The sequence below is a fragment of the Flavobacterium sp. genome, assembly GCF_028689845.1.
Lineage (GTDB): Bacteria > Bacteroidota > Bacteroidia > Flavobacteriales > Flavobacteriaceae > Flavobacterium.
The window spans coordinates 12,121-36,890 of record NZ_JAQVCH010000020.1; the positions used below are offsets into that span (position 1 = coordinate 12,121).

Genomic DNA, 24,770 nt, shown 5'->3' on the forward strand with positions numbered 1-24,770 from the left:
CTGTTTTAAAAAACAGTTAGTTTGTTTTAATGGTGATTACTTGGCCAATTTGCAATCCGTTTTTTAATAGTTTTTCATTTTGTGACAGAATTTCATCCACGCTAACATTATACTTTTTAGACAAACCATATAAGGTTTCTTTTGGAGCAACTTTATGTTTAATTATTCCGCTAGTAGCTATTTCTTTGGTAACAGGAGGAACTTTATTAGGAATTGATTCCTTATTAACCTTATTATTTGGTATACCAATAAGTATGCCATCTGGGATTTTTAATTTTTGACCAGCTTGCAAATTATTTTTCATTAAAATGGTATTGGTACTTTTAAAATCATCTACCGTAACTTGATATAACTTTGACAATCCGTATAAAGTTTCACCAGGTTTTACTATATGAAATCCGCGGTTGGTCACTTTTTCTGGCTCTGGCATTTCACTTCTTTTTATTTCAGAAGAGGAAGCCACATGAACAACTTCTTTTGGTTCGCTATTCGTTACATATTTCTCAGGTTTGATTTCGATTTCAGTTCCTTTTTGAGGAGCATAAAAGGCAAGAACCATTCCTTCATTTATACCATCAATCGCAAAACGGTTTGCCCGATAAATCTCTGCAGGATCAACGGCATATTTTTGAGCAATCGACAAAACGGTTTCTCCAGAAGCAACGTGATGGTTAATCTCGTTCATTCCTGGTTTAATTGTGGTTTGGGAAAAAGTGATTGGGGCGGCTAGCAATAAAATTGCAATGGACAAAAACTTTCTCATTAAAAAAAACTTAAATTATTCCCATTCTATAGTTGCTGGCGGTTTTGAACTAATGTCATAAACCACTCGGTTTACTCCTTTTACTTTATTGATAATTTCATTCGATATTATCATTAAAAATTCATACGGCAAATGCACCCAATCTGCGGTCATTCCGTCCGTAGATTCTACGGCCCGCAAGGCAATTACTTTTTCATAGGTACGTTCATCTCCCATTACTCCTACGCTATTTACGGGTAGTAAGATGGCTCCTGCTTGCCACACTTTATCATAAAGGCCATGGGATTTTAAACCTTCAATAAAAATGGCATCAACTTCTTGCAATATACGAACTTTTTCTTTTGTGATATCACCTAAAATTCGAATCGATAATCCGGGTCCAGGGAAAGGGTGCCTACCCAATAATTCAGGATCAATTCCAAGGGTAGCTCCTACTCTACGCACTTCGTCCTTGAATAACATTCGAAGTGGTTCTACAATTTTTAACTTCATATAATCGGGTAAACCGCCCACATTGTGATGCGATTTAATGGTTGCCGATGGTCCTTTTACAGAAATAGATTCGATAACATCAGGATAAATTGTTCCTTGTGCCAACCATTTGACTTCTTCAATTTGATGAGCTTCATCGTCAAAAACTTCAATAAAAACACGACCGATGGCTTTTCGTTTTGCTTCAGGTTCTTCAATTCCGGCCAATTGATCTAAAAACCGGTCTTCGGCATTAACGCCTTTTACGTTTAAACCCATTCCTTTGTATTGATCTAAAACACTTTGAAATTCATTTTTACGCAACAAACCGTTATTGACAAAAATACAATACAAATTTTTTCCGATTGCTTGATGCAATAAAACAGCCGCAACAGTAGAATCTACTCCGCCTGAAAGTCCTAAAACGACTTTATCGTTTTGTAATTTTTCTTTTAATTCTGCTACAATTTCTTCGACAAAGGCATTGGGTGTAAAATTTTGAGGAACGGCTGCAATTTTAACTAAGAAATTTTCTAACATTTGTTTTCCATCCGTCGAATGATACACTTCGGGATGAAATTGAATGGCATAGGTTTTTTCACCGGCAATACGATACGCCGCATTTTCGACATCTTTGGTGCTCGCAATTCGCACCCCGTTCGTCGGCAATTTTTTGATAGTATCGCTATGACTCATCCAAACTTGACTATGCAAATTAACCGCTTCAAAAAAAGTATCATTGGTATCTATATAATTCAAATTGGTTCGACCATATTCTCTAATGGCAGAAGGAGCGACTTCGCCACCATCAAAATGTGCCAAATATTGAGCTCCATAACAAACAGCTAACAAAGGCATCTTTCCCCTAATTTGTGACAAATCAGGGTGTGGAGCATCCGCTGCACGAACAGAAAAAGGACTTCCCGAAAGGATAGTCGCTTTATAACTCGATAAATCGCTTGGAATATTATAATAAGGAAAAATTTCGCAAAAAATATTTAATTCGCGAACGCGGCGTGCAATAAGTTGTGTGTATTGCGAGCCAAAATCTAAAATAAGTACGTTGTGTTGCATGAGCAAAAATAGCGATATTCTTGAAAAGCAAAAAAGAAAAGCGGTAAAAAAAAATTAAATCGTTTCGTGTTCTAAAAAAGAGTGTCAGACTCTTCAGGAAATCCTAAATTCTTTCTCCATCGCGTTGAAAGTATTTTTAGCTATAGAACACCATTTAGCACGAAAAAACGTCATTAACTTTAGAGTTTATACTCCATAAATAAATTAGGCAACCTTATTAACCGATGCGATAAATCCAATCGTTTTGGCCAACTTGAAGACTAGATACCGATTTCAACTTGAAAACGAACAAGCCAGTTATTTTTGGTCGTGCCGTCAAAATAATTCAGTTGATCATAAGTCAATTCTGTTTGAATTTTAAAGGAATGTTCCCAAATATATTTAGTAAAACCTAATGTATAAGTTTGTACATCTGGCGTAAAAGCCTGAATCTCAGGATTGACATTTTGAGTAGAAAACCGTCCGACCACTTCCATATTGTTCAAGAAAATATAACTCAACTGATAATCTAAACCTTCGCCAACAAATACATAGTTAAATTCGGTGGTATCTAAAGGATTTCGGGCAATCGGATCATTTGCCATCCGATTCATATAGGCCGTCATAAAAGCCCAACCTTTGTATTTTAACATGGCATCGAGCAGAACCGATTCCATTGTTTTCTTTTCATATAGTTCAAATCCAAGCTGTCCTTGCGTTAATCGAGCATTGACATTTCTATGAAAAACACCAGAAACCATTAATTTTGGTTTGGGTTCCCGTACAATATCACCTTCAAAAAACGAACCATCTTTAGTAAAAGCACCTAGCGGATATAATTCTACTTTTCCCGTCACGGCAAACCCATTATCGGGTTCTTTGGTCACATTTCGGCCGTTTCCGGTACTTAACGCCGTTTTAATATTATAAGAAAATTGGTCATTTTGACTTTGCAAATAATATGCTTGCCAACCAAAATCACGGTCGATGTTAAATCGGGCGTTGTTAATAGAACGGTCGGTTAATTGCAATGCTCCAGAAGAGTTGATTCGCTGTCTATTTCCTGGTAATTTGGTTTGTCCGAATGCAAAACTCCAATTCCGATTAGGACGATAAAAAACTACTGCATCACGAATTATATTAACGTTATCACCTTCTTGGACAGTTCCTATATCGCCCGGAGCAAAGGAAAGCTGAATTGCATATAAAAATTTTGGATTTCCAACATAACCATCAAAACGGAGGCGTAAACGGCGAATTTGTCCGTCATAAATTTCATCTCCTGCATCATTTTGTAAATACGTCATTCTGTTTTGCATCCGAAAACGGATATTAAATTGAAATAAACTATCCGGAGCAGTGAGTCCTAAACCCCTTCCAAAATTATAGTACGGTAACGAAGCTAATTTTATGTCATTGTCTTTTGTGCTAAACTTAATGTCTTGTGCCCAAAAAGAAAAAGAGGATAAAATAAAAAGGAAAAGAAAATATTTTTTCATTGTTTTGGTCATGTTGTTTACAAAAATAAATTATTTTTTTGCAATCTGAAAGGATTACTACCTTTGTGAAAAAATAAATTATGTCGAATACCTATTTAGGATATCATTTTACGGTAGAACCCAAAGAGCTAGGATGTGAAATTTTAGTGGCCGAATTAGGACAAAAAGCGTTTGAAAGTTTTATCGAAACCGATTTTGGCGTATCCGCTTTTGTACAAAAAGCATTATGGGACGAAACTATTTTAGAAGACATTTATATTTTGACTTCAGACGAATTCAAAATATCCTATACGGTGGAAGAAATTGAACAAGTGAATTGGAATGAAGAATGGGAAAAAAACTTTGAACCCATTGAAGTGGATGGGAAATGCCATGTTAGAGCTCCCTTTCATCCCAAAACAACAGCTCCATTTGATATTGTTATTGAGCCAAAAATGAGTTTTGGAACGGGTCACCATGAAACAACACACATGATGATTCAGCATTTGCTAGAAACAGAGGTCACCAATAAAAAAACGCTTGACATGGGTTGCGGAACAGCCATTTTAGCCATTTTAGCAGAAATGAAAGGAGCAAAACCCATTGATGCCATTGATATTGACGAATGGTGTTATTTGAATTCAATTGAAAATGCAGCTCGTAATAATTGTCATGAAATTTCCGTTTATGAAGGAGATGCTTCGCTTTTAGAGGGAAGAAAATATGACCTTATTATTGCGAATATTAACCGAAACATCCTTTTAAATGACTTGGCTATTTATGTGAGTTGCTTAAATGAAAAAGGTTTGTTATTTTTGAGTGGCTTTTATCGCGAAGATATTCCGGCTATCGATGCTTGTTGTGTTGAGTTAGGATTGAAATTAGAAAAAACCTTAGAACGAAATAATTGGGTTAGTTTAAAATATTCGAATAATTAGTTTAAAAATTATGAGTACGATTGAAAAAGTAAAAGAAGCAGTTGCTGTAGAAGAACAAGTTGGAATTAACAATGAAATTCTATTGTATAATGACGATGTGAATACGTTTGACCATGTTATTGACACCCTAATTCGCGTTTGTAATCACACGAGTGAACAAGCGGAACAATGTGCTATTCTTGTTCATTACAAAGGAAAATGCACTGTTAAAACTGGTGTTTTTGACGAATTAAAACCACAATGCACCCAGCTTTTAGAAGCAGGTTTGAGTGCTGAAATCATATAAAATAGCTTCAATTTTTAACCCGTTGTCAAGGATAAAAATGTAACTAATTGTAAAAAACAACCTAATTTAATACTATTGAAAAAAATTAAGAGTCACTGATGGAAGAATACGGGAAAATACTTGTCATTGCTATGCCGATTTTTCTGCTCTTTATTATTATTGAAAAAATTTACGGGTATACAAAAGGCAATGATACGGTACCATTAATGGATACCGTTTCTAGTTTAAGTTCGGGTTTAACCAATTCGGTTAAAGATGTCTTAGGCATTAGTATTTCAATTTTAACCTACGAATGGATGGTTTCCAAATGGGCTTTTTTTACCATTGAAAACACAATTCTCACCTATTTCATCGCTTTTTTTGTCATTGATTTTTATGGATATTGGTCGCATCGATGGGCTCATCAAATTAATTTTTTTTGGAATAAACACGCTATTCACCACAGCAGTGAAGAATTCAATTTGCCTTGTGCTTTGCGGCAATCGATATCGTCCTTTGTAAATTTGTTTACGTTTTTATTATTGCCAGCTGCTCTGCTTGGCGTTCCAGCCACGGTGATTGCTATTGTACTACCGTTGCATTTGTTTTTGCAATTTTGGTACCATACGCAACACATTAAAAAGTTAGGTTTTTTAGAAAAAATAATTGTAACGCCTTCCCATCATCGGGTGCATCACGCTATTAATCCAGCTTATCTTGACAAAAATCACGGTCAGATATTTATTTTTTGGGATAAATGGTTCGGAACATTCCAAGAAGAATTGCCCGAAGTTCCTGCCGTTTATGGCATTACAAGACCAGCTCAAACGTGGAATCCTATAAAAATAAATTTCCAGCATTTATGGCTGCTCATGCAAGATGCTTGGCGAGCACCAAGTTGGAAAGACAAACTCCGCATTTGGTTTATGCCAACGGGTTGGCGACCTGAGGGTTTTGAAGAAAAATATCCCATTTTAAAAATTGAAGATGTTTACAATTTTGAAAAATACAATCCGTATATGTCCAAAAAACGCCAAAATTGGGCTATTTTTCAACTGTTTGTCACGTTGGGATTTGTAAGTTTACTATTTGCCAATATTGCTACAATTGGCCTACCTAATCTCTTTCTTTATGGTTTGTTTATCTACCTAAGTATTTATAGTTTATCAGAATTAATGGACGGCAATTTAAATGTGCTTTATTGGGAAGGAATTCGAGTGCTTTTTGCAGTCGGACTCTTATATTATTTTCAAAATTGGTTTGGATTATTTTCTAGTTCAAACGTGTTTGCTTTTCTTTTGATTGTTTATTTGATTGTCTCTTTTGGGATGACCTTCTATTTTGTTAATCGTGAAATTGCTAAAAACAAATCCATTCAATTTTCAAAATAAATGCCAAACAAATCCTATTTTCCATTTCTTAGTTTTGCGTTTCTCTATTTGATTTTTACATTATTTCAATGGGAAATATTGACGAGTTGGTTAAAGCCATTTTTGATACCGTTATTAGCCTTTGTCTTAATTAAAACAGCCACTTTTGAAGTAAAAAAAGCCTTGTGGTTCGCTTTATTATTCTCGTGGTTTGGAGATGTTTTGCTCCTATTTGTGACTAAAAACAGTCTGTTCTTCATCTTAGGATTAGTTTCATTTTTACTAGCTCACTTGGCTTATATTTATTTGTTTTTAAAACTTCAACCTCAAAAATCGAATCCTTTTAATCGTTATTTGGTTTTGATTGTGCTTTATCTTTTTAGTTTTCTCTACCTCTTATGGGATTCGTTACACGAGATGAAAATCCCCGTAATTGTTTATGCTTTAGTTATTTCAATAATGCTTTATGTCGTTATTCAATTGCATTTATCTACCAAACAAAAAGCGACACGAATTTTAGTTTGGGGAGCAATTTTCTTTGTTTTATCAGATAGTATTCTGGCTATAAACAAATTCTACACACCCATAAATTGGAGTTCCTTTTGGATTATGAGCACGTATTTAACCGCTCAGTTTTTACTCGTTTATGGAATTCTAGCACAAAAAAAAGACGCCAGTTAGCGTCTTTAAATTTTTATTTATTCTGAAATGCTTTTATCTTCTAAAGACATATATATAATCGATGGGTTGACCATTATCAATTAACGTCACTTTTATCTTAAGTGTAGAACTGTTTAAAGTCATGATGGTATACACATTGCTTTGGCCATTTAGAGAGACAAGCAAGTTATTATCCGATTTTGTATAAGTGCCTAACACAATATCCGACTCACAAGTAGAACCGTCTTTATTAAAACTCACCTCTTTTAAAACGCCACCCGTATTAAATTCCCAGTAATCTTTTTCACAACCTTCGGTATGCACATAAGGGTCTAACGCTTCTTGTCCACCCACAGAAAGTCCTGTTTGTGAAAAAAACCATTTCCCTTCGATTGAGGCATTCTCATCATCGTTACTACAACCCGTTGTTGTCAAGCCGATTGCAAGCAGACCTAGACATAAAAACAGTACTTTTTTCATTTAATTATTGTTTAAGTTTTTTGCAAATGTAAACTAATTTTTGAATTTACAAATCCATTTTTCCAATAGCACAACTCACATACGATTTTGCTTTATTGCCCAATGTATTGGATTCATTTTCCTCAGGATAACCCATTGTTTTTAAGGCCGAAACAACCTGAGCATAGGTCTCTTCTTTAGAATAAGAGATAAAAACGGTATTATCTTCTACATTAATATTCACGTTGGAAACATCTTCCATCGTTTGTAGTTTTTTGGTGATGGTGTTGGCACATCCACCGCATTTTAAATTTTGAACTGTTATTAAAGTATTCATTTTTTTAAATTTTATTATTTTACAAAGTTACATAATCAACTTAAAGTGCGTAAAACATTTAACTAATTGTGTTTTTGTTAGGAGTTCATTTCTATTTTAATGAAAGTAATACAAGCAGGAAAAATTATAAAATTAACATTAGCTCCTTTTTTATTTTTATCGAAGAAAATTAACATGGATAGCTTTCCATATTAATGAGGCAATTTATTTTTGATTAATCCATATAAAAACGTGCCTACTAAAGCTCCAAATAGGATAAACGCCACGTTGTAAAACCCAGCACCTAAAAGAATAAAAACGGGCCCCGGACACGCTCCAACTAATGCCCAACCTAAACCAAACAAAATACCGCCAATCCAATATCGCACATTTCCAGGTTCTTTGTCGATGATGTCAATTGATTCACCATAAATATCTTTTAAATTAGATCGTTTGATCCATTGAATTCCGATAATTCCTGTTACAATCGCAGTTCCAATGATTCCATACATGTGAAATGATTGAAAGTGAAACATCTCATAAATTCGGTACCAAGAAACGGCTTCCGTTTTGGTTAGTACAATTCCGAATAAAAAACCAACTACTAAATATTTTAGAAATTTCATAACTTAAAAAAGGTAAGGTAAAATAAAATGAGCCATCACTAATCCGCCAATAAAAAACCCAATCACTGCTTTTAGTGAGGGGATTTGCAAATTACTCAATCCAGAAATGGCATGGCCAGACGTACAACCGCCAGCATACCGACTTCCGAATCCGATGAGTAAACCACCAACTATTAAAATAAAAATGGTTTTTGGCGAGGAGTTTTCAAATAATACATCGGGGACTAATTTTCCTTGCGGAGCATCAATATGCAAAAGAGCTAATTGTTCGATTGTTTTCGGATTTAAATCCACATTCGAATCGTCATGCAAAAAGTGAACGGCTACAAATCCGCCTAACATCGCTCCTGCTACTACAACTAAATTCCATCGTTGCGATTTCCAATCCCAATCAAAAAAAGGCAATAACCGTCCTAAACCGCTCATCGCACAAAGCGAACGCAAATTAGAAGACATGCCAAATGTTTTTCCGAAATAGGTTAAAGTAAGCATGATAATCCCGATTAAAAATCCGGAAATAGACCAATGCCAAGTCTGAGAAAGAAACTCCATAGAAAAAAAATTTTTACAAAAATACATTTTGAAAAGCGTTATTACAAATCGAATGATGGTCGTGTAATAGAAAAAACTTTTACCTTTGACTATTATTTGAAATTAATTGTATGAAATTTTTAAAATATCTCTTTCTCGGATTCCTTTTCTTGGCTATTTTTTCGTGTGGCGGCATCAAAAACACCATTAAAAATATTGACAACACGGCTCCTACACCACTGTTAAAAAAAGACAATTCGTTTGTGATAACCCAAATGAGTCCCGATGCCAAATATGGGTATAATCAAGATTATCCGATTAATATTTTCTTTCGCAGTACGAGCAATGACTCGATCAACCAAGAACGTTTTTTAAATGCGTTGGCGGGGCCAAAAGGAGAAAAGCTCTTCTATAAAAAAGTGGAAAGTTGCTGTCCGTTTCCAACAAAACAAAGTGCAATTGGTGCGGGATTACTTGATGTTTATCAAGTCAATTGGCTGGGTTGTCCAAAACCGCTTCTCCTCTATTTCAATATTTATGAAAAAGGAATCTTGTACATTCCACAAGGCTTAACGGCCAAAAAAGCAGAGTAACAATTGTTACCTAATGATTGTCAAAATAATCGTACTTTTGCACTTTAATTCAAGATAAATGAAAATTACCAATATACCACAAATTAAACATACCGATAGCGGAAACTTCTTTGTTTTAGCAGGGCCTTGTGCCATAGAAGGAGAAGAAATGGCATTGCGAATAGCAGAAAAATTAGTTCAAATTACCGATAAATTAGCGATTCCTTATGTTTTTAAAGGGTCGTTTAAAAAAGCGAATCGTTCTAGAATAGATAGTTTTTCGGGTATTGGTGATGAAAAAGCTTTAAAAATCTTACAAAAAGTATCACAAACTTTTGGCATTCCAACCGTGACCGATATTCACACCAATGAAGATGCTGCGATGGCTGCTGAATATGTTGATATTTTACAAATTCCTGCCTTTTTGGTTCGGCAAACCGATTTAGTAGTCGCTGCTGCCAAAACAGGCAAAACGGTCAACTTGAAAAAAGGCCAATTTATGAGTCCAGAAAGCATGAAACATGCCGTTCAAAAAGTATTGGATTGCCAAAACGAAAATGTGATGGTCACTGATAGAGGTTCGATGTTTGGTTATCAAGATATGATTGTAGATTTTAGAGGAATTCCCACCATGAAAGAATTTGCTACTACGGTTTTAGATGTCACACATTCGTTGCAACAACCCAATCAAATGTCGGGTGTAACGGGCGGTCGTCCGGATATGATAGAAACCATAGCCAAAGCTGGAATTGTTACGGGTGTAGATGGTATTTTTATCGAAACGCACTTTGACCCAGCCAATGCCAAAAGTGATGGAGCCAACATGCTTCACTTGGATTATTTTGAATCCTTGATGACGAAATTGGTGGCAATCCGCAAAACAATTAATCAATTCTAAATTTATATTACACCGTGAAAAATCAATCATTTCTGATTGCGTTCTTTTTTTGTGTTTTTTTTCAACAGCTTTCAGCCCAAGATACTTTGGTTTCGCCAGAAAAATACACTGCTCATAACAAAGGTAAATTTTATGTTTTTTGGGGTGGAAACCGCGGTTATTTTACCAATTCTGATATTCATTTTACGGGAGACAATCATGATTTCACGCTGTCTGATGTTCCCGCACATGACAAACCCAAAGGCTGGCATGTTGATTATATTTCGCCAGGTCGAATGACGATTCCGCAAACTAATTTTAGAATGGGTTATTTTATTACCGATAAATATAACATTTCGGTTGGTGTAGACCACATGAAATATGTGATGTACCAAGACCGCACGGTTGGTATTGATGGTTATTATCCGAATGAAGGAACCTATGGCGAACAGTTGCCCAACAACCAAGTTTATTTAACCGAAGAGTTTTTAACGTTTGAACATACCGATGGTTTGAATTATGTAAACAGTGAAATTTCACGCGTGGATGATATTTCAAAATTATTTCGTTTACCTAATACCGATAAGTTTCAAATAAATTTAACCGAAGGAGTTGGAGCTGGAGTTTTATATCCAAAATCTAATGTACAACTATTTGGAGCCAATCGGTATGATGAATTTCATATTGCGGGATTTGGAATGAGTGCCAAAGCCGGATTGAATTTTACGTTTTTTAAACACTTTTTTATTCAAACCGAATTAAAAGGCGGTTATATTAATATGAGCGACATTCGAACTTCTCCGAACTCAAACGACAGAGCTTCACAAGATTTTTGGTTTATGGAAACCGTGATTGCTTTTGGTGGAATTTTTAGGATTTAGCCAACCCTTTCTTTATAAAATTAAAACACAACCGTCATGGTTGTGTTTTTTTTTATGTCAAATAGTGAAATAAAATGAATCGACAACCGCTTACTTTTGAAAGTTAAAATACAACTTCGAACACTAAAGAGAAGCGTTCCGACATCAAAGTCTTAGCTCTTTTTAAAGTTAGTTTAAATCTAAAAATATGATTTATCCAATTTTTCATATTCTTTTATTTACTATATTCGTGTTGAAGTAATAAAAAAGTGTATCAAGTTGATAAGGATTAGGAGTTAAACGACACGCTAAACAACACCTGCAAAATTGAACATTCAGAAGAACAAAACTTTGAATTGTACATTTAGACAAATATGGAATTAACAGAGAAACTAGTATCAGAATTACAAACGCAGCTGAAAATTGGAAGCTTTAGAAGTATTCATTTTAACGGTGAATTTATTGGACATGAAGAAGATGAACTTTCTGAAGATGTTGCTGATAACAAAATATTTAGAGGAGTGTTTTCATCGTTTAGAAACTTTTGAAAAATTCTTTTATGTACCAAGTCATCCAAAAATAGCAATTAGTCCAATTGGAATTTATAGAGAAGTACTATTTGAATGAAAACGTTGCTAAATACCGTATATAAGCTATGGCTTGTTGAGTCCCAGCTTGGAAAATCATCACGAATTTTCTATCTGTGATTTATTTGCTAACTTTATTACTTAAGCACACAACTAATTCTATACAAACCGCCAACTAAAACTCAAACTATGCCACGATATGATCCTATTTCTGAATCTAATGTGTTATCAAAGAAGGAGAAACGAATTCAAAAATCTACCAATTTCTTTTTAATTATAGGTTTGATAGATCTTGTTTTATTGATTTTTAAACCAATTAGAGCGTACCATTTTGTTAATTTTCCAAATACTCATTTCATTGGAGTTGTACTTCTATTCGTTATAGTATTCTTTAGAATAAACCAAGCTATGAATGAGGGTAAAAACCCTGAAATGGAAGCTTCAAGAGCATGGAGACAAGGTCACGATATGATGGGAGCTTATGATTTTATTGGCCCAGGACCAGATTATTCTAACAAAAAATATAACATTATGTATTATGTTGGGGTAATTATATCCTTTGGTTTAATGTTGATTTCACTGTTTAAAACCTTTAGTTAAGAAATCCTAAACTACAATAAACTTTAGTAAATCAACTAGACATCCTCACGACACCAACATCAGAAATAGTCAACTAATTTGAAAAAAAATAAATTGTTTAAACATTTTAATTGATATTGTTAGTAATCCTAACTATATTTGTAGTAATATTAATGTCAAACAATTAAGATAGTATAAACTTTGTTTTGCAACAAATCTTGTTTCAAGAGGACGGAGCAACGCAACTTAAAACAACCAATAGCCATGAAAGTAACAGTTTGGGACACCTACGTAACAAAAAAAGATGGAACAATAATGCATTTTGACATTGTTGCTCCTGAAACAGAAAAAGAGACCATAGTAATCCATAACTACGGAAAAGAATATTTAAAAAGCAAAGGTCAAAGCGGACAACCTTTAACGGCAACTGAATGTAGAAGGTGTCATGTTAGAGAAGTTGAACCGCAATGGGAAGCAGACATTAAGAATCAAGGCTATTTTATTATAGAAATGGAAAATTGTAATTAATGAAAAAATCAGTTTTTGATTTAAACCATCAGAACTCGAGCATTGAAAGTAAGATTGTTGCGTCATTAGAAAGAATTTCACAAGCGTTTAGAGTGCTGCTTTGGAATGAAAGTAAAGAATTTTCATTAAGTCCAATCCAAGTGCAAGTGCTTATCTTTTTATTACATCATTCAGACCAAAAGAGGAAAGTAAGCTATTTGGCAAGTGAATTTAATATGACAAAGGCAACTATCAGCGACACCATTAAAACACTTGAACAAAAACTACTCATCAAAAAAGAATTCGAGCCACACGACACCAGAAGTTACATAATCCAATTAACAGAAAAAGGAAAAGATTTTGCCGAGCAGACCGCTTTGTTTGCCAAACAAATCGAGGTTCCAATTGATCAATTACAGTCCAAAGACAAAGAAAATTTATTACTAAGTTTGCTAGACATTATTCATTATTTGAATAAATCGGGAATTATTACCATTCAAAGAATGTGCTTTACTTGCCGTTATTATGAGGCAAACAAAAACGGACAAGAACACTTTTGTGGACTTTTAAACACTAAACTCACAGACTCCGAATTACGCATTGATTGTGCAGAACATTTCCAAAAATAAACAAGAACAAATCGAGTAAAACAATGGCCTCTTCAATAATCAAAGTAAAAATCTATCGGCCTACTATTTGAAATTTAGCAAAGAAATCTTTCATTCTTACCTCAACTTTGCCTATTGTACTGTGTTGACTTTAAAGCATTACCTCACCAAAAAAAAGTGATCTAATTTTATATTAAAATGAATACGACTCGTTAAATCTTCATTTTAAAACCAATTATTAAAGTCTGTATCCAAAAAAAAACAACAGTCTAAAAATAGTGAAAAATTCAAATTTCAGTAGTTTAAAGTAATTTTCTTACGATTCAATTGATTTTTTTAATAACTTGCTTTTTAATTAAAAAATAGAAACCTATGAAAAAAATTACTTTAGCACTTGTTTTACTAACTTTTAGTGTACAAGCACAAGATTTTCCGAGTCCGTATTGCGATATTGAAGATACTTCCGTTGAAGAAATTTCCTTAATTACATTTGGCGAAACTACCATCAGTAATTCAGATTACGATAACATTTTAGTCGATAAAACGTCTACAATTGTAGCTATTACACAAGGTGAAACGCTCACAATGGTAGTCAAAGGAAATACGTATGGCGAATTTGATACTAATATTGTGGCCTTTATCGATTGGAATCAAAACAATACCTTAGATGATGAAGGTGAAGTTTACGAAATTGGTACCATTTCAAATTCTACTGGAGAAGATGAAATTTCGGTGAGTATGGCTATTACCGCTCCAACAGATGCCGTTTCTGGACAAACGCGTATCCGAATTACAAAAGTATATACTGATCCCGAATCAGTTGCCACTATAAATCCGTGTGAAATCGCCATGGATATCGAAGGTTATGGTGTTTTTCCGGGTTACGGACAAGCCATTGATTTCACTTTAGATGTCGCAGTTTTAGGAGTAGAAAAGTTTGATGTCAGTGCTTTATCGGTATATCCAGTGCCAACGCGAGATTGGTTGAACATCAACTACAAATCGGAGCTAAATGCGGTAACGATTTATAACCTTTTAGGTCAACCCGTTTATGCTCAAGATACCGCTTCTACTGATGTTCATGTAGATTTATCAAGCCTTAGTTCAGGAGTTTATATTGTGAAATTGCTTTCTGAAGACGGACAACACAGCTTCCGAATTTTAAAGGAATAAATTTAATACAGATTTTAATAGTTAATTTAAGAGGAGTAATGATTTTCATTATTCCTCTTTTTATTATAAGGAATTTCAAGATGAATACCTTTCGAACCATCTAAAATAGCATGCTAATTATTAAAAAAATGCTCCTTTTTATGTGGTCGAAAGTTCGTTTTTAAAAGCATTTCAACAAATACGCTAAAACCAATCGCTTGTACTTATTACTGAAAATACAAGTTCAATAATAAATTAATCTTCCTGCTTTTAGTTTTGCAAAAAAACAAAAAGTTTAGATTATCTTAGTTCCCTAAAATAATTCCTCGCAATGAAACATTATTTCTTTACTTTTTTAGTTTTGCTCTTTTCCGTTTTTTCAATTAATGGACAAACGAGTAAAAAAGTATTGTTTATAGGAAATAGTTATACTTCAGTTAACAACTTGCCCTCTCTAGTGAAAAATATGGCGTTAAGTACAGGTGATGACTTGATTTATGATTCCAATACGCCAGGAGGTGCTCGTTTTTTGAATCATGCTTCAAATGCGACAACGCTTGCTAAAATCAATGCGAATTCTTGGGATTATGTGGTATTACAAGCTCAAAGTCAGGAAACCTCCTTAAGCCAAACACAAATGGAGAACGAAGTTTATCCATATGCGGCTACTTTAAGCAATGCGATTCGAGCAAATAATGAATGCTCACAACCGCTTTTTTATATGACTTGGGGACGAGAAAATGGAGATACCAGTAACTGTCCTTATATTCCTTGGGTCTGCACCTATGAAGGAATGGATGATGCCATTCGTACTGCTTATCTTTATATGACAGCAGAAAACAACGCAGAAATTACTCCTGTTGCAGCGGTTTGGCGATATCTTAGAGCTAATCATCCTAGTATTAATTTGTATGCCACTGATGGCTCGCACCCTTCCTTAGAAGGTTCGTATGCCGCTGCTTGTGCCTTTTATGCGGTGATTTATAAAAAAGACCCCACTTTAATTACATGGAATTCCACCTTAACGGAATCGGTTGCAAACACGATTAAAATAGCAGCAAAGTCCATTGTTTATGATGCTTTAGCTGAATGGGATTTTACCATTAATCCAGCTGTAGCTGATTTTACAGAAGTTATTCAAGTTGCTGAAGTTTCATTTACAAATACGAGTGAAAATTTTGATGCTTTGCTATGGGATTTTGGTGACGGAACTAGTTCAACCGAAATAAATCCAACACACACTTATGCTGAAAGTGGTTCCTATACCGTTAGCTTAACCGTTATTAAATGTGGGAAATCAGATAGTATTACGAAAATAGTTCAAATTGATACTACTTTAAGTACGACAACTTTTCAGACAACAAGGGAGATGAAGGTTTATCCAAATCCGACTTCAAGCCAATTCTATATCACGTTACCCAAGCATTACGAAAAACTTAATTTAGTTATTTTTGATGTTTTAGGAAACGAAATAATCAAGAAAGAGCATAACAATTCATCACATGTAGCCATTGACATTTCCACTCTGGCTAGTGGAGCGTATTTCATAAAAATTGAAGCAGAACAAACTATTTTCACCACTAAAATACTAAAAAAATAAAAATGGGACATTACGTAGACAACAATTTGATCAAAGATGAACAAGTGGAATTAGAAACTACTTACCATTGGATAATCTTCATTAGTTTAAGAGCTTTATTCACTTTATTTATTGCTCCAATGATTGACCGTTATACGGATGAATTTGCGATTACAAACAAACGAGTCATCATTAAAACCGGATTAATCAGTAGAAAAACTTTTGAAATGAATCATTCCAAAATTGAAAGTGTCAATGTTGACCAAAGTATTATGGGTCGGATATTGGGTTACGGCACCATTGGAATTGTGGGTTCGGGCGGTACTCGCGAAGTTTTTCCGAATATTAAAAATCCATTAGCATTCCGAAAAAAATTCCAAGAAATGTCTTTTTAATACTGAATAGACTGTTTAAAATTTCATAAAATAAAAAAGCATTCATGAAAAAAGTTCTTCTACTTATAATTTTACTGAGTTTTGGTGCATTTCAGCTTAGCTCTTGTTCAAAAGACGAGGATGCCACTCCCCCATGTCGGCAAACGCGAATTACCATGTATGTCAACGGTGAATTTCAAGCATACCAAGCTTTGGGCCGCGGCATTGATTTAAAAGCAAATGGATATGAAATGTTTGTTCAAGCTACTCGTTTAATCAACAATACAGCTCGATATGAAACATTTACTTTTATTTTACCTTATAAAAAAACAGGACCAAATAGTATTGAAAAATGTTTATTTACTTATGAATTTCCCAATTCTTCGTTTACTGCCGATTTGTTAGATTATGAATTTAAAAGTAATGTAATCACCAACACTCGCTTTTGTTTTTATGCCACATTTTCTGCAAAATTTAATAATGGAATAGAAGATATTGTCATTACTGATGGTGAATTTAGTTATTTATATGAAGAACCTTATGACAATTAAGCTTCTAATTTTGAAAAATTTATCAAATGATGACCACTCGATTAGCAACTAAAAATGATATTGAAAAGGTTTTACTTCTACAGGAAAAAAATCTTTATCACAATCTGACTGAACTAGAACGCAAAAAAGGTTTTGTGACCACACCATTTACGGTCAGTCAACTTGAAACTGTCATTCAAGAAAACGGTTTATTTATTGCCGAAGATGAGCAGCAAAACTTAATTGCTTACGCCTTTGCAGCAAGTTGGGATTATTTTAAGCAATGGGAAATTTTTAATTATATGGTTTCTCGTTTCCCAAAATTGACCTTCCGCGGGAATGAAATTACCACGGCGAATAGTTTTCAATATGGTCCAGTTTGCATCGACGAAAAACATAGAGGAAAAAACATATTGCCTCTTATTTTTGAAGAAATGCGTCTCGAATTAGTTAAAAAATTGCCCCTTTCGCTCACCTTTATCAATAAAGTCAATATTATTTCAGAAAAAGCCCACACCCAAAAACTTGGATGGGAAATCATCGACGAATTTGAATTTAATAACAATTCTTATATTGGTTTGGCCTTTGACATGAAACAATCCGTATTGAAATAGAATAAAAAATAGAAAAATAGTTCTAAAAAATAGTTTTATTTATTTTAATATCGTAATATTGCAATATTAAATTATAAGAATAATGGGAGCTTCTAAAACAGCACATTTTACCGACAATCAAAACGAAATAGCCACACTGGCAAAAGCGTTAGGACATCCAGCTAGAATTGCAATTCTCGACTATTTAATCAGTGTAGAGCGTTGTATTTGCGGTGACATCGTCAATGAATTACCGCTTGCTCAACCCACCGTTTCGCAACACCTTAAAGAATTGAAAAATGCAGGTCTTATTAAAGGAACGATTGAAGGAAACGCGATTTGTTATTGCGTAGACGAAAATACCTTACAAAAATTAACCAACTACCTCAATAAAATTTCTGAATCCATCCTGAAAAGAACAAATTGTTGTTAATTAAAAAATTAAATACCATGAATACGAACGAAGAAATTAAAGAAATGGTAAAGCAAAAATATAGCGAAATTGCTTTACAAGACCAAGAAACCAATGCTTCTTCTTGTTGCGGAAGTGGTGGTTGCAGCACTGAAGTATACAATATTATGAATGACGAATACAGTCATTTAGACGGTTATAATCCAGAAGCCGATTTAAAATTGGGTTGCGGTTTACCTACTGAATTTGCCAAAATAAAATTAGGTGACGTCGTCGTCGATTTGGGAAGTGGTGCAGGAAATGATTGTTTTGTGGCGAGACATGAAACAGGAGAAAATGGTAAAGTAATTGGCATCGATTTTACCGAAGCTATGATTGAAAAAGCGAGAACTAACGCAGAGAGATTGGGATTTAACAATGTGGAATTCCGATTAGGAGATATTGAAAAACTGCCAATTACTGCTAATGTAGCCGATGTCGTGGTGAGTAATTGCGTTATGAATTTGGTTCCCGACAAACCCAAAGCATTTAGTGAAGTCTATCGGGTTTTAAAAACAGGCGGTCATTTTAGTATTTCTGATATTGTATTAACCGGTGAATTACCCGAAAAAATTAAAAATGCTGCCGAAATGTATGCCGGATGTGTCGCCAGTGCAATTCAAAAAGAAGATTATTTACAAATCATAAAAGCGGCTGGTTTTAAAAATCTTGTGCTTCAAAAAGAAAAACCAATCATCATTCCAACTGATATTTTAAAAGACTATCTGAATGAAGAGGAAATTAAAACGTATAACGCAAACAAAACTAGTATTTTTAGTATAACGGTATATGCCGAAAAAGAAGAAAACTGTTGCGGACCAACTTGTTGTTAATTTTAGTAAAGTGTAATAAAGACTTACTTTTTAATTGAAATTAAGTTGGAAAAGTTACTATAAATACTACTAACATTGCTAACAGAATTTTAGCTGTAGATTATAAATATTGTAAGAATATTTAGGTTTTAAACCTCGCTAAGATCCTATCAAAATGCTTTTTTAATCGAAAGCATTTTTTTATTTAATAAAATCAAATTGTTCTTTAATTAAAGCAACTAAAACCTCGTTATCAATTTCTTCCAAGGTTTTATATTGAAGTGATTTTACTTGAGACCTGCCCTCGCCTATCAACTTATCCTGATGTAAAGTTAAATGATATCCTTTAAAAAAAGCAACATCTACAAACGCTCGCTTATTGCTGACATTAAGGTAGATAAATGGCTTCTTTCCATAATAATAAAACGGAATTTTATATTTATACAACAACTGTAAATCAGGAATTGTTAATTCAATTATGGCTTGTACATGTAATAAAATGGAACGATACGGTTCGGGTTGATTTAATATATATTCCGCTGCTGGTTTCATTTGTCAAAAAAAAATTAAAAATTGGTTGGTTGTAAAAAATAGTTATGCTGTCTTTTAGAATCGAATAATTAATGAAACAGTTAATCCTCTCTAATTGAAAATTAAATTTACTTTAGATTCATTTGTGATGCTAACTTCATCGGACAATTATATGATTTTTTTATATCCTTCTGACACCTTGATAATTGATAAATGGCTGGTGTATTATGAAATAGTAAAATAAGTAAAGAACCATTAAAAAACACAAAACCCGATAATCACTTAACGGGTTTTGTGTTTAAGTTAAGATTGTCCTTAATGTCCGCTACTCACTTTTTTATCAAAATCAATTCCTTGACTTCGTAAAATACCACTTACTCTCCAAGCATAGAAAGCCAAATAGGCAAAACAAATCACCCCTACGATATAACTAAAATGAATATTAGTAACATCAGAAACAGCTCCTTGTAACCAACTTACAATTCCGCCACCCATAATCATCATGATTAAGAAGTTACTTCCCTGATTGGTGTTTTTTCCTAATCCGCTAATTGCTAATGTAAAAATACAAGGCCAAAGCGTACTACAAAATAAACCTACACTCGTAAAGGCGTATACACTAACCATTCCCGTTGTTGACATTCCCGTCAACAAGGCGGTAATTCCTAAAAATGAAAAAATCAATAACATCCGAGCTGGATTTCCTTTACTGGCAATGTCGGCTGCAATCAATACAATAATCACTAAGGCATAAATATAAAAGGGAGTCAAATCATGTTGAGCAATGGCATTTACAGCCAAGAAAACACCAAATGCTAAATAGGGAGCTATAAATTTTAATTTCTTTTGTAGACTTGCGGTTACACTAAACGCTTCCACCGCTCCAGTCCATCGTCCAATCATTAAACTCGCCCAATAGAGCGAAATATAGGGAGCAATATCTTTAGTTGCAAAACCTAAATCAGTTTCCATATAGGCAGGTAAGTTACTCGCCGTTGAAACTTCTACACCTACATACACAAAAATAGCAATCATTCCCAAAATTAACTGTGGATATTGCAAAGCCGATTTTTTAGAAGGTCGAGCCTCATCTTCAATTTCAATTACCGCTTCTACTTTATCAGGAATTGATGAAAACTTTAAAAAAATTGCCACTAAAATAAAAGCAGCTCCAAGTATTAAATATGGTATTTTAACACTTTCAATACTGACATCGGTATTGGCAGAAGCTGCAGATCCAAAAATAGCAAAACTAACAATAAGTGGACCGATAGTAGTTCCGAAATTATTAATTCCACCCGCCATCGTGAGTCGCTGTGAGCCTGTTGAAATCGGTCCCAGCGAAATTGCTAACGGATTGGCAACGGTTTGTTGTAATGAAAAACCAAGTCCAACAATAAATAATCCCGATAACATTAACGGAAAAGAACCTGAATTGGCTGCTGGATAAAACAACAGGGTTCCTAAAGCCGAAATAAATAAACCGAGTGCTAAAGCATTTTTATAGCCAATTCGGTTTATGATATCACCTTTTGTTAAATAAGAAATGCCCATATATATTAAGGAGCCAACAGTATAGGCGACATAAAAAGCAACAGATACCAACTGACTTTGTCCTTGGGTTAAGTCAAATGCTTTTTTAAATACAGGAATTAAAATATCGTTGCTTGCTGCAACAAATCCCCAAAAGAAGAAAACGGTTACTAAAGGAATGAACTGTCCCCACTTGGTTTGTTGTTCTGAACTCATCTGATGATAGTTAAAAGGTTAGTGATAAGATTGGTTTAAAAAATTAATTAGATAAATCTTTAAAAAAAATTGGTTTAAATAGAAACCAAAACATTTTATTAAGAAATAATGTTTAAATATACATTTAAGTCAAAATAAATTACCAATTAACGTAAATAGTTATCAACGAAAACGTTTTCATGAGGTCATTTTTATCAAAACTACAACGTTTGAGTCCCCAATTTTCGACTTCTATTCTGCTTTTTTAATTTCGCTTCTAGGTCCAATTCCGTTATTATTAAAAGCTTCGATTTGAAAATAATAAACCTCCGAACGATCTAAACCGTTAAAATAATATTCATTTTTACCATAAACCATAATAGAGCCGTATAATTTATCAGGCGATTTTCCAAAATAAATCACATAGCCATCGGCTTGAGGTTCTTGTTGCCATTTAAACCAAACATTTCTGCGTTCACCTTTTACTTTTGGACCTGAACGTAAGGGAATAAAATTTTGGACTTCATTGGGTTTTAGACCATTTCCTTTTCCGAAAACTCTAAATCCGCTTAACGCAAATTTACCCGTCGGCATTCCTAAATTGATTAATTTTAGAAATCTCGCTTCAATTGGATTAGCCAGTTCAATATATTCATGCGGAACATCTTTGGTACTATTTTTTTTATCAATAACTTCTTTCCATTTTTTACCATCGTTGGATGCTAAAATTTGGTATTGATGACCTGGAGATTTTTCAGGTTTACCCATCAATTCCACATCTTGGTCGGCATAATTGATTTGAATGGCATTGACAGTAGAGATTTCACCTAAATCGGTTTGAAACCATTCGTTTGCCTTTTCAGTTTTGGCACTCCAATAGGTTTTGATATCTTCATCAACCGCTAAATTTGCTTGAAATCCGCCCAAAGTAGAAGAAACCTGAACGGGTTTATTATAATTTAAGAGCATCCAACCTGCAAATTGTTCGGTTAAATGATTTTTCTTTTCAGAAGGTAAAAAAGTGGGGTAATCGCCATAAGCAGTATTGGAATATAAAACATCCTCTGCATCAAAACCAGCAGGCCAAATACCGATTCGGCGTTCAAAATTATTTTTTACAGAAATTCCAATAGTTGATGTATGCCAATAATTTCCATGAACATCTTGAAAAGTTGCTCCATGCCCTGCTCCTCTTGCAAATCCGCCTGGTTTATAGGAGAATGGGTTATGCGATTGGTATTCAAATGGGCCAAACGGATTTTTACCGACATAAACGCCATCAGCATAGCCGCTAAACTCTGTTCCTGGAGCTCCATATTGCAAATAATAGTTGTCTTTGTATTTGGTCATAAAGGCACCTTCGGTAAACGGCTGTAAAAAAGTATTGTCATTGTGTTCGCCAAATCGCTCCCAACCGTGGTCGTGGTCGTTTAATGCTAAAACGGGAACGGGTTCGCCTTCGGGTTGAAAAGTTTTCCGATTTAATTTTAAACCATATAAAGGATATAAATTGCTCGAACCGTAATACATATATAATTCATCTTTTTGTTCATCCCAAAAAATTTGTGGATCCCAAGCTCCTGCTAATTGTTTATGAACCAGTTCTTTCCAATCATCCACTTCTGGATTCTTACTCATCCAAATTGGAAATTCTTTAGTATGGGTTGAGCCGATAACCAAAAGTGTATCATTGACAAAGGATAATGACGGAGCACACAATTCATCCCAGACTTTATGTTCTGGACGGAGGAATTTTCGGGAAACAAATTGCCAATTTAGCATATCCGGACTGTGCCAATATCCCCATTGATTGGTGGAAAAAAGATAATATTTTCCTTTAAAAAAAGTAATGACTGGGTCGGCTGTAGCCCGATGTTTCCCTTGTGTTACAAAGGGTTCGATTGGACAGTAGCCATAATCAATGTTTATGGGATTACAATAGGTTTTTTGTTGAGCGAAAGCGGTGGTGCTTCCCCATAAAATCATCCAAAATAGTACTGCTTTTTTCATTCGCTTTCATTTTTTAAAAAAACCCTTTGAATTTACTCAAAGGGCCTTTTAGAACAACTAAACTCAATCTATTTAATTAACTCAAATGATACTTTTTCGTGCGAATCAGAATTAGTTCCTATAAAAACATCAAATATTCCTGGTTCTGCAACAAATTCTAAATCAGCATTATAAAATTTTAAATCATCGACTGAAATTTCAAATCGAACGGTTTTCGTTTCTCCTTTATTGAGATAGATTTTTTGAAATCCTTTTAATTCTTTTATTGGTCTTGTAACCGAACCTACTACATCACGAATATACAATTGAACGACTTCTTTTCCGTTAAAATTTCCAGTATTAGTTATGTCTACAGAAGCGATTACTTTTCCGTTAGCCGACATTTTGTCTGATGTTAATTTTAAATTAGTATATAAAAAAGTAGTATAATTCAAACCATAACCAAAAGGGAACAAAGGTTCATTGCGTTCGTCTATATAATTAGAACGGAATTTTTCAAATGTTCCTTCTTTATTTGCCAGCGGTCTTCCCGTATTTTTAGCACTGTAGTATATTGGAATTTGTCCAACGCTTCTCGGAAAAGTAGCGGTTAATTTTCCGGAAGGGTTTTCATCGCCAAAAAGCACATCCGAAATAGCATAGCCTGCTTCAGTACCTGGAAACCATACATTTAAAATAGCTTTAACATTTTGATATTCCTCCACCAATAGCAATTTCATTAGGACTTAATCCATTTAAACTAGTCGATTCAATTCCGTCTATAATATATAAAGGATCACGACCACCAAGTAAAGTTCCCAAACCACGAATACGTACAGAGGGACTTGCCCCAGGTTCGTCGTTAGAAACAACATTTACTCCGGCCATTTTACCTTGAACCGCTTGGATGGCTGACTGAGAGGGCGTTTTTAAGATTTCTGCTGATTTTATCTGTGAGATTGAACTAGTAATAGACCCTAATTTTTTTGTTCCATATCCAATTAAGACTACTTCTTCAAGTTTTTTAGAAGTATCATCAGCTAAAACAACTACCATTCCAGCAGAAGCCTTAACAGTTTTCTTTTCAAAACTCAACATAGAAAATTGTATTTCATCTCCAATGGAAGCTTTGACTTTAAAATTACCGTCAAAATCTGTGACTGTATTTTCTTTAGTTTCTAAAACCAAAACAATCACATCAGGAAGCGGCATTCCGTTTGAATCACTTACTTTTCCGGAAATTTCCTGAGCTTGTACTAACGAATGAGATACTAAAACAACCAACAATACTATATACCTTATCATAGAAATAACTTTTATTTTTATTTGGTATTGTAAATATACTACTAAAACGTTGTAGTTGCATATATATTATTCACTACACTACCACATCAAATTTATATAAAAAAATAATAATTAATTAATTATCAATGTATTACATAACAAAAAATAAGCTCATAACACATCATTTAAAATCAAATTGATGTGTTTTTGATGTGTTATAATAATGA

Annotated in this window: 29 protein-coding genes and 1 pseudogene; 18 read left to right on the plus strand and 12 right to left on the minus strand. The window is 34.1% G+C overall.

The window, feature by feature from the left end:
- Positions 1-16: 16 nt before the first annotated feature.
- The 3 genes from PHR76_RS08785 to PHR76_RS08795 form a co-directional block, all read right to left on the minus strand.
- The gene (locus PHR76_RS08785; RefSeq protein ID WP_300061140.1) at positions 17-763 is read right to left on the minus strand and encodes a LysM peptidoglycan-binding domain-containing protein; all 747 of its coding nucleotides are present in this window, start codon (positions 761-763) and stop codon (positions 17-19) included.
- A gap of 15 nt (positions 764-778) precedes the next feature.
- Positions 779-2,308, minus strand: coding sequence for a glutamine-hydrolyzing GMP synthase (gene guaA, locus PHR76_RS08790; RefSeq protein WP_300061142.1), 1,530 nt, complete (start codon positions 2,306-2,308; stop codon positions 779-781).
- 260 nt (positions 2,309-2,568) lie between these two features.
- Positions 2,569-3,786, minus strand: coding sequence for a porin (locus tag PHR76_RS08795; protein WP_300061145.1), 1,218 nt, complete (start codon positions 3,784-3,786; stop codon positions 2,569-2,571).
- Between the two features lie 80 nt (positions 3,787-3,866).
- Here PHR76_RS08795 and prmA point away from each other — a divergent pair, with 80 nt between their 5' ends.
- The 4 genes from prmA to PHR76_RS08815 all read left to right on the plus strand — a co-directional run bounded on the left by prmA (position 3,867) and on the right by PHR76_RS08815 (position 7,019).
- A complete protein-coding gene (gene prmA / locus PHR76_RS08800; RefSeq protein WP_300061149.1) occupies positions 3,867-4,703 on the plus strand; it encodes a 50S ribosomal protein L11 methyltransferase in 837 nt (278 codons plus the stop codon).
- 10 nt (positions 4,704-4,713) lie between these two features.
- On the plus strand, positions 4,714-4,989 hold the full coding sequence (locus PHR76_RS08805) for an ATP-dependent Clp protease adaptor ClpS (RefSeq protein WP_300061151.1): 276 nt from the start codon (positions 4,714-4,716) through the stop codon (positions 4,987-4,989).
- A gap of 98 nt (positions 4,990-5,087) precedes the next feature.
- Entirely contained in the window at positions 5,088-6,359 is a 1,272-nt protein-coding gene (locus PHR76_RS08810) for a sterol desaturase family protein (protein ID WP_300061154.1), read from the plus strand.
- On the plus strand, positions 6,360-7,019 hold the full coding sequence (locus PHR76_RS08815; protein WP_300061157.1) for a lysoplasmalogenase: 660 nt from the start codon (positions 6,360-6,362) through the stop codon (positions 7,017-7,019).
- A 33-nt stretch (positions 7,020-7,052) separates the two neighbouring features.
- Here the strand turns inward: PHR76_RS08815 and PHR76_RS08820 are convergent, their stop codons facing one another.
- From PHR76_RS08820 to PHR76_RS08835, 4 genes are all read right to left on the minus strand, one after another.
- Positions 7,053-7,478 (minus strand): lipocalin family protein, encoded by a 426-nt coding sequence (locus PHR76_RS08820; protein WP_300061160.1) that lies wholly within the window; start codon positions 7,476-7,478, stop codon positions 7,053-7,055.
- Between the two features lie 46 nt (positions 7,479-7,524).
- A complete protein-coding gene (locus PHR76_RS08825; RefSeq protein WP_300061163.1) occupies positions 7,525-7,794 on the minus strand; it encodes a heavy metal-associated domain-containing protein in 270 nt (89 codons plus the stop codon).
- A 191-nt stretch (positions 7,795-7,985) separates the two neighbouring features.
- Entirely contained in the window at positions 7,986-8,399 is a 414-nt protein-coding gene (locus tag PHR76_RS08830; protein ID WP_300061166.1) for a DUF6691 family protein, read from the minus strand.
- A gap of 3 nt (positions 8,400-8,402) precedes the next feature.
- Positions 8,403-8,951, minus strand: a complete 549-nt coding sequence (locus PHR76_RS08835; protein ID WP_300061169.1) for a YeeE/YedE thiosulfate transporter family protein — start codon at positions 8,949-8,951, stop codon at positions 8,403-8,405.
- Positions 8,952-9,061: 110 nt separating this feature from the next.
- On the opposite strand from PHR76_RS08835, the gene PHR76_RS08840 reads away from it, so the two are divergent.
- The 14 genes from PHR76_RS08840 to PHR76_RS08905 all read left to right on the plus strand — a co-directional run bounded on the left by PHR76_RS08840 (position 9,062) and on the right by PHR76_RS08905 (position 19,032).
- Positions 9,062-9,523, plus strand: a complete 462-nt coding sequence (locus tag PHR76_RS08840) for a 2-dehydro-3-deoxyphosphooctonate aldolase (RefSeq protein ID WP_300061172.1) — start codon at positions 9,062-9,064, stop codon at positions 9,521-9,523.
- Between the two features lie 58 nt (positions 9,524-9,581).
- The gene (gene kdsA, locus PHR76_RS08845; protein WP_300061175.1) at positions 9,582-10,400 is read left to right on the plus strand and encodes a 3-deoxy-8-phosphooctulonate synthase; all 819 of its coding nucleotides are present in this window, start codon (positions 9,582-9,584) and stop codon (positions 10,398-10,400) included.
- 14 nt (positions 10,401-10,414) lie between these two features.
- Positions 10,415-11,260 (plus strand): hypothetical protein, encoded by an 846-nt coding sequence (locus PHR76_RS08850; protein WP_300061178.1) that lies wholly within the window; start codon positions 10,415-10,417, stop codon positions 11,258-11,260.
- 353 nt (positions 11,261-11,613) lie between these two features.
- Positions 11,614-11,787, plus strand: a complete 174-nt coding sequence (locus PHR76_RS08855) for a hypothetical protein (RefSeq protein ID WP_300061180.1) — start codon at positions 11,614-11,616, stop codon at positions 11,785-11,787.
- Positions 11,788-12,015: 228 nt separating this feature from the next.
- A complete protein-coding gene (locus PHR76_RS08860; RefSeq protein WP_300061183.1) occupies positions 12,016-12,426 on the plus strand; it encodes a hypothetical protein in 411 nt (136 codons plus the stop codon).
- A 243-nt stretch (positions 12,427-12,669) separates the two neighbouring features.
- A complete protein-coding gene (locus tag PHR76_RS08865) occupies positions 12,670-12,933 on the plus strand; it encodes a DUF2024 family protein (RefSeq protein WP_300061186.1) in 264 nt (87 codons plus the stop codon).
- A complete protein-coding gene (locus PHR76_RS08870) occupies positions 12,933-13,541 on the plus strand; it encodes a MarR family winged helix-turn-helix transcriptional regulator (RefSeq protein ID WP_300061189.1) in 609 nt (202 codons plus the stop codon). The genes PHR76_RS08865 and PHR76_RS08870 overlap by 1 nt, the downstream gene beginning before the upstream one ends.
- A gap of 351 nt (positions 13,542-13,892) precedes the next feature.
- Positions 13,893-14,693, plus strand: a complete 801-nt coding sequence (locus tag PHR76_RS08875) for a T9SS type A sorting domain-containing protein (protein ID WP_300061192.1) — start codon at positions 13,893-13,895, stop codon at positions 14,691-14,693.
- Positions 14,694-15,003: 310 nt separating this feature from the next.
- Entirely contained in the window at positions 15,004-16,272 is a 1,269-nt protein-coding gene (locus PHR76_RS08880) for a T9SS type A sorting domain-containing protein (protein WP_300061195.1), read from the plus strand.
- A 2-nt stretch (positions 16,273-16,274) separates the two neighbouring features.
- Positions 16,275-16,646, plus strand: a complete 372-nt coding sequence (locus PHR76_RS08885; protein ID WP_300061198.1) for a PH domain-containing protein — start codon at positions 16,275-16,277, stop codon at positions 16,644-16,646.
- A 44-nt stretch (positions 16,647-16,690) separates the two neighbouring features.
- Positions 16,691-17,176 (plus strand): hypothetical protein, encoded by a 486-nt coding sequence (locus tag PHR76_RS08890; protein ID WP_300061201.1) that lies wholly within the window; start codon positions 16,691-16,693, stop codon positions 17,174-17,176.
- 26 nt (positions 17,177-17,202) lie between these two features.
- The gene (locus PHR76_RS08895; RefSeq protein WP_300061203.1) at positions 17,203-17,769 is read left to right on the plus strand and encodes a GNAT family acetyltransferase; all 567 of its coding nucleotides are present in this window, start codon (positions 17,203-17,205) and stop codon (positions 17,767-17,769) included.
- Positions 17,770-17,851: 82 nt separating this feature from the next.
- Positions 17,852-18,181 (plus strand): metalloregulator ArsR/SmtB family transcription factor, encoded by a 330-nt coding sequence (locus tag PHR76_RS08900; RefSeq protein ID WP_300061206.1) that lies wholly within the window; start codon positions 17,852-17,854, stop codon positions 18,179-18,181.
- 17 nt (positions 18,182-18,198) lie between these two features.
- Entirely contained in the window at positions 18,199-19,032 is an 834-nt protein-coding gene (locus PHR76_RS08905) for an arsenite methyltransferase (protein ID WP_300061209.1), read from the plus strand.
- Between the two features lie 180 nt (positions 19,033-19,212).
- On the opposite strand, the gene PHR76_RS08910 is transcribed toward PHR76_RS08905, so the two are convergent.
- The 5 genes and pseudogenes from PHR76_RS08910 to PHR76_RS08930 form a co-directional block, all read right to left on the minus strand.
- Complete coding sequence (locus PHR76_RS08910) at positions 19,213-19,563, minus strand: DUF1801 domain-containing protein (RefSeq protein ID WP_300061212.1); 351 nt, start codon at positions 19,561-19,563, stop codon at positions 19,213-19,215.
- A 294-nt stretch (positions 19,564-19,857) separates the two neighbouring features.
- Positions 19,858-21,291: an MFS transporter gene (locus tag PHR76_RS08915; RefSeq protein WP_300061216.1), complete on the minus strand. Its 1,434-nt coding sequence runs from the start codon at positions 21,289-21,291 to the stop codon at positions 19,858-19,860.
- Positions 21,292-21,522: 231 nt separating this feature from the next.
- On the minus strand, positions 21,523-23,280 hold the full coding sequence (locus tag PHR76_RS08920; protein ID WP_300061221.1) for a discoidin domain-containing protein: 1,758 nt from the start codon (positions 23,278-23,280) through the stop codon (positions 21,523-21,525).
- A gap of 68 nt (positions 23,281-23,348) precedes the next feature.
- Positions 23,349-23,993 (minus strand): annotated as a pseudogene (locus tag PHR76_RS08925) (fibronectin type III-like domain-contianing protein); the annotation flags it as partial.
- Positions 23,962-24,564: a carboxypeptidase-like regulatory domain-containing protein gene (locus PHR76_RS08930; RefSeq protein WP_300061224.1), complete on the minus strand. Its 603-nt coding sequence runs from the start codon at positions 24,562-24,564 to the stop codon at positions 23,962-23,964. The gene PHR76_RS08930 and the pseudogene PHR76_RS08925, both read right to left, overlap by 32 nt.
- Positions 24,565-24,770 lie beyond the last annotated feature (206 nt).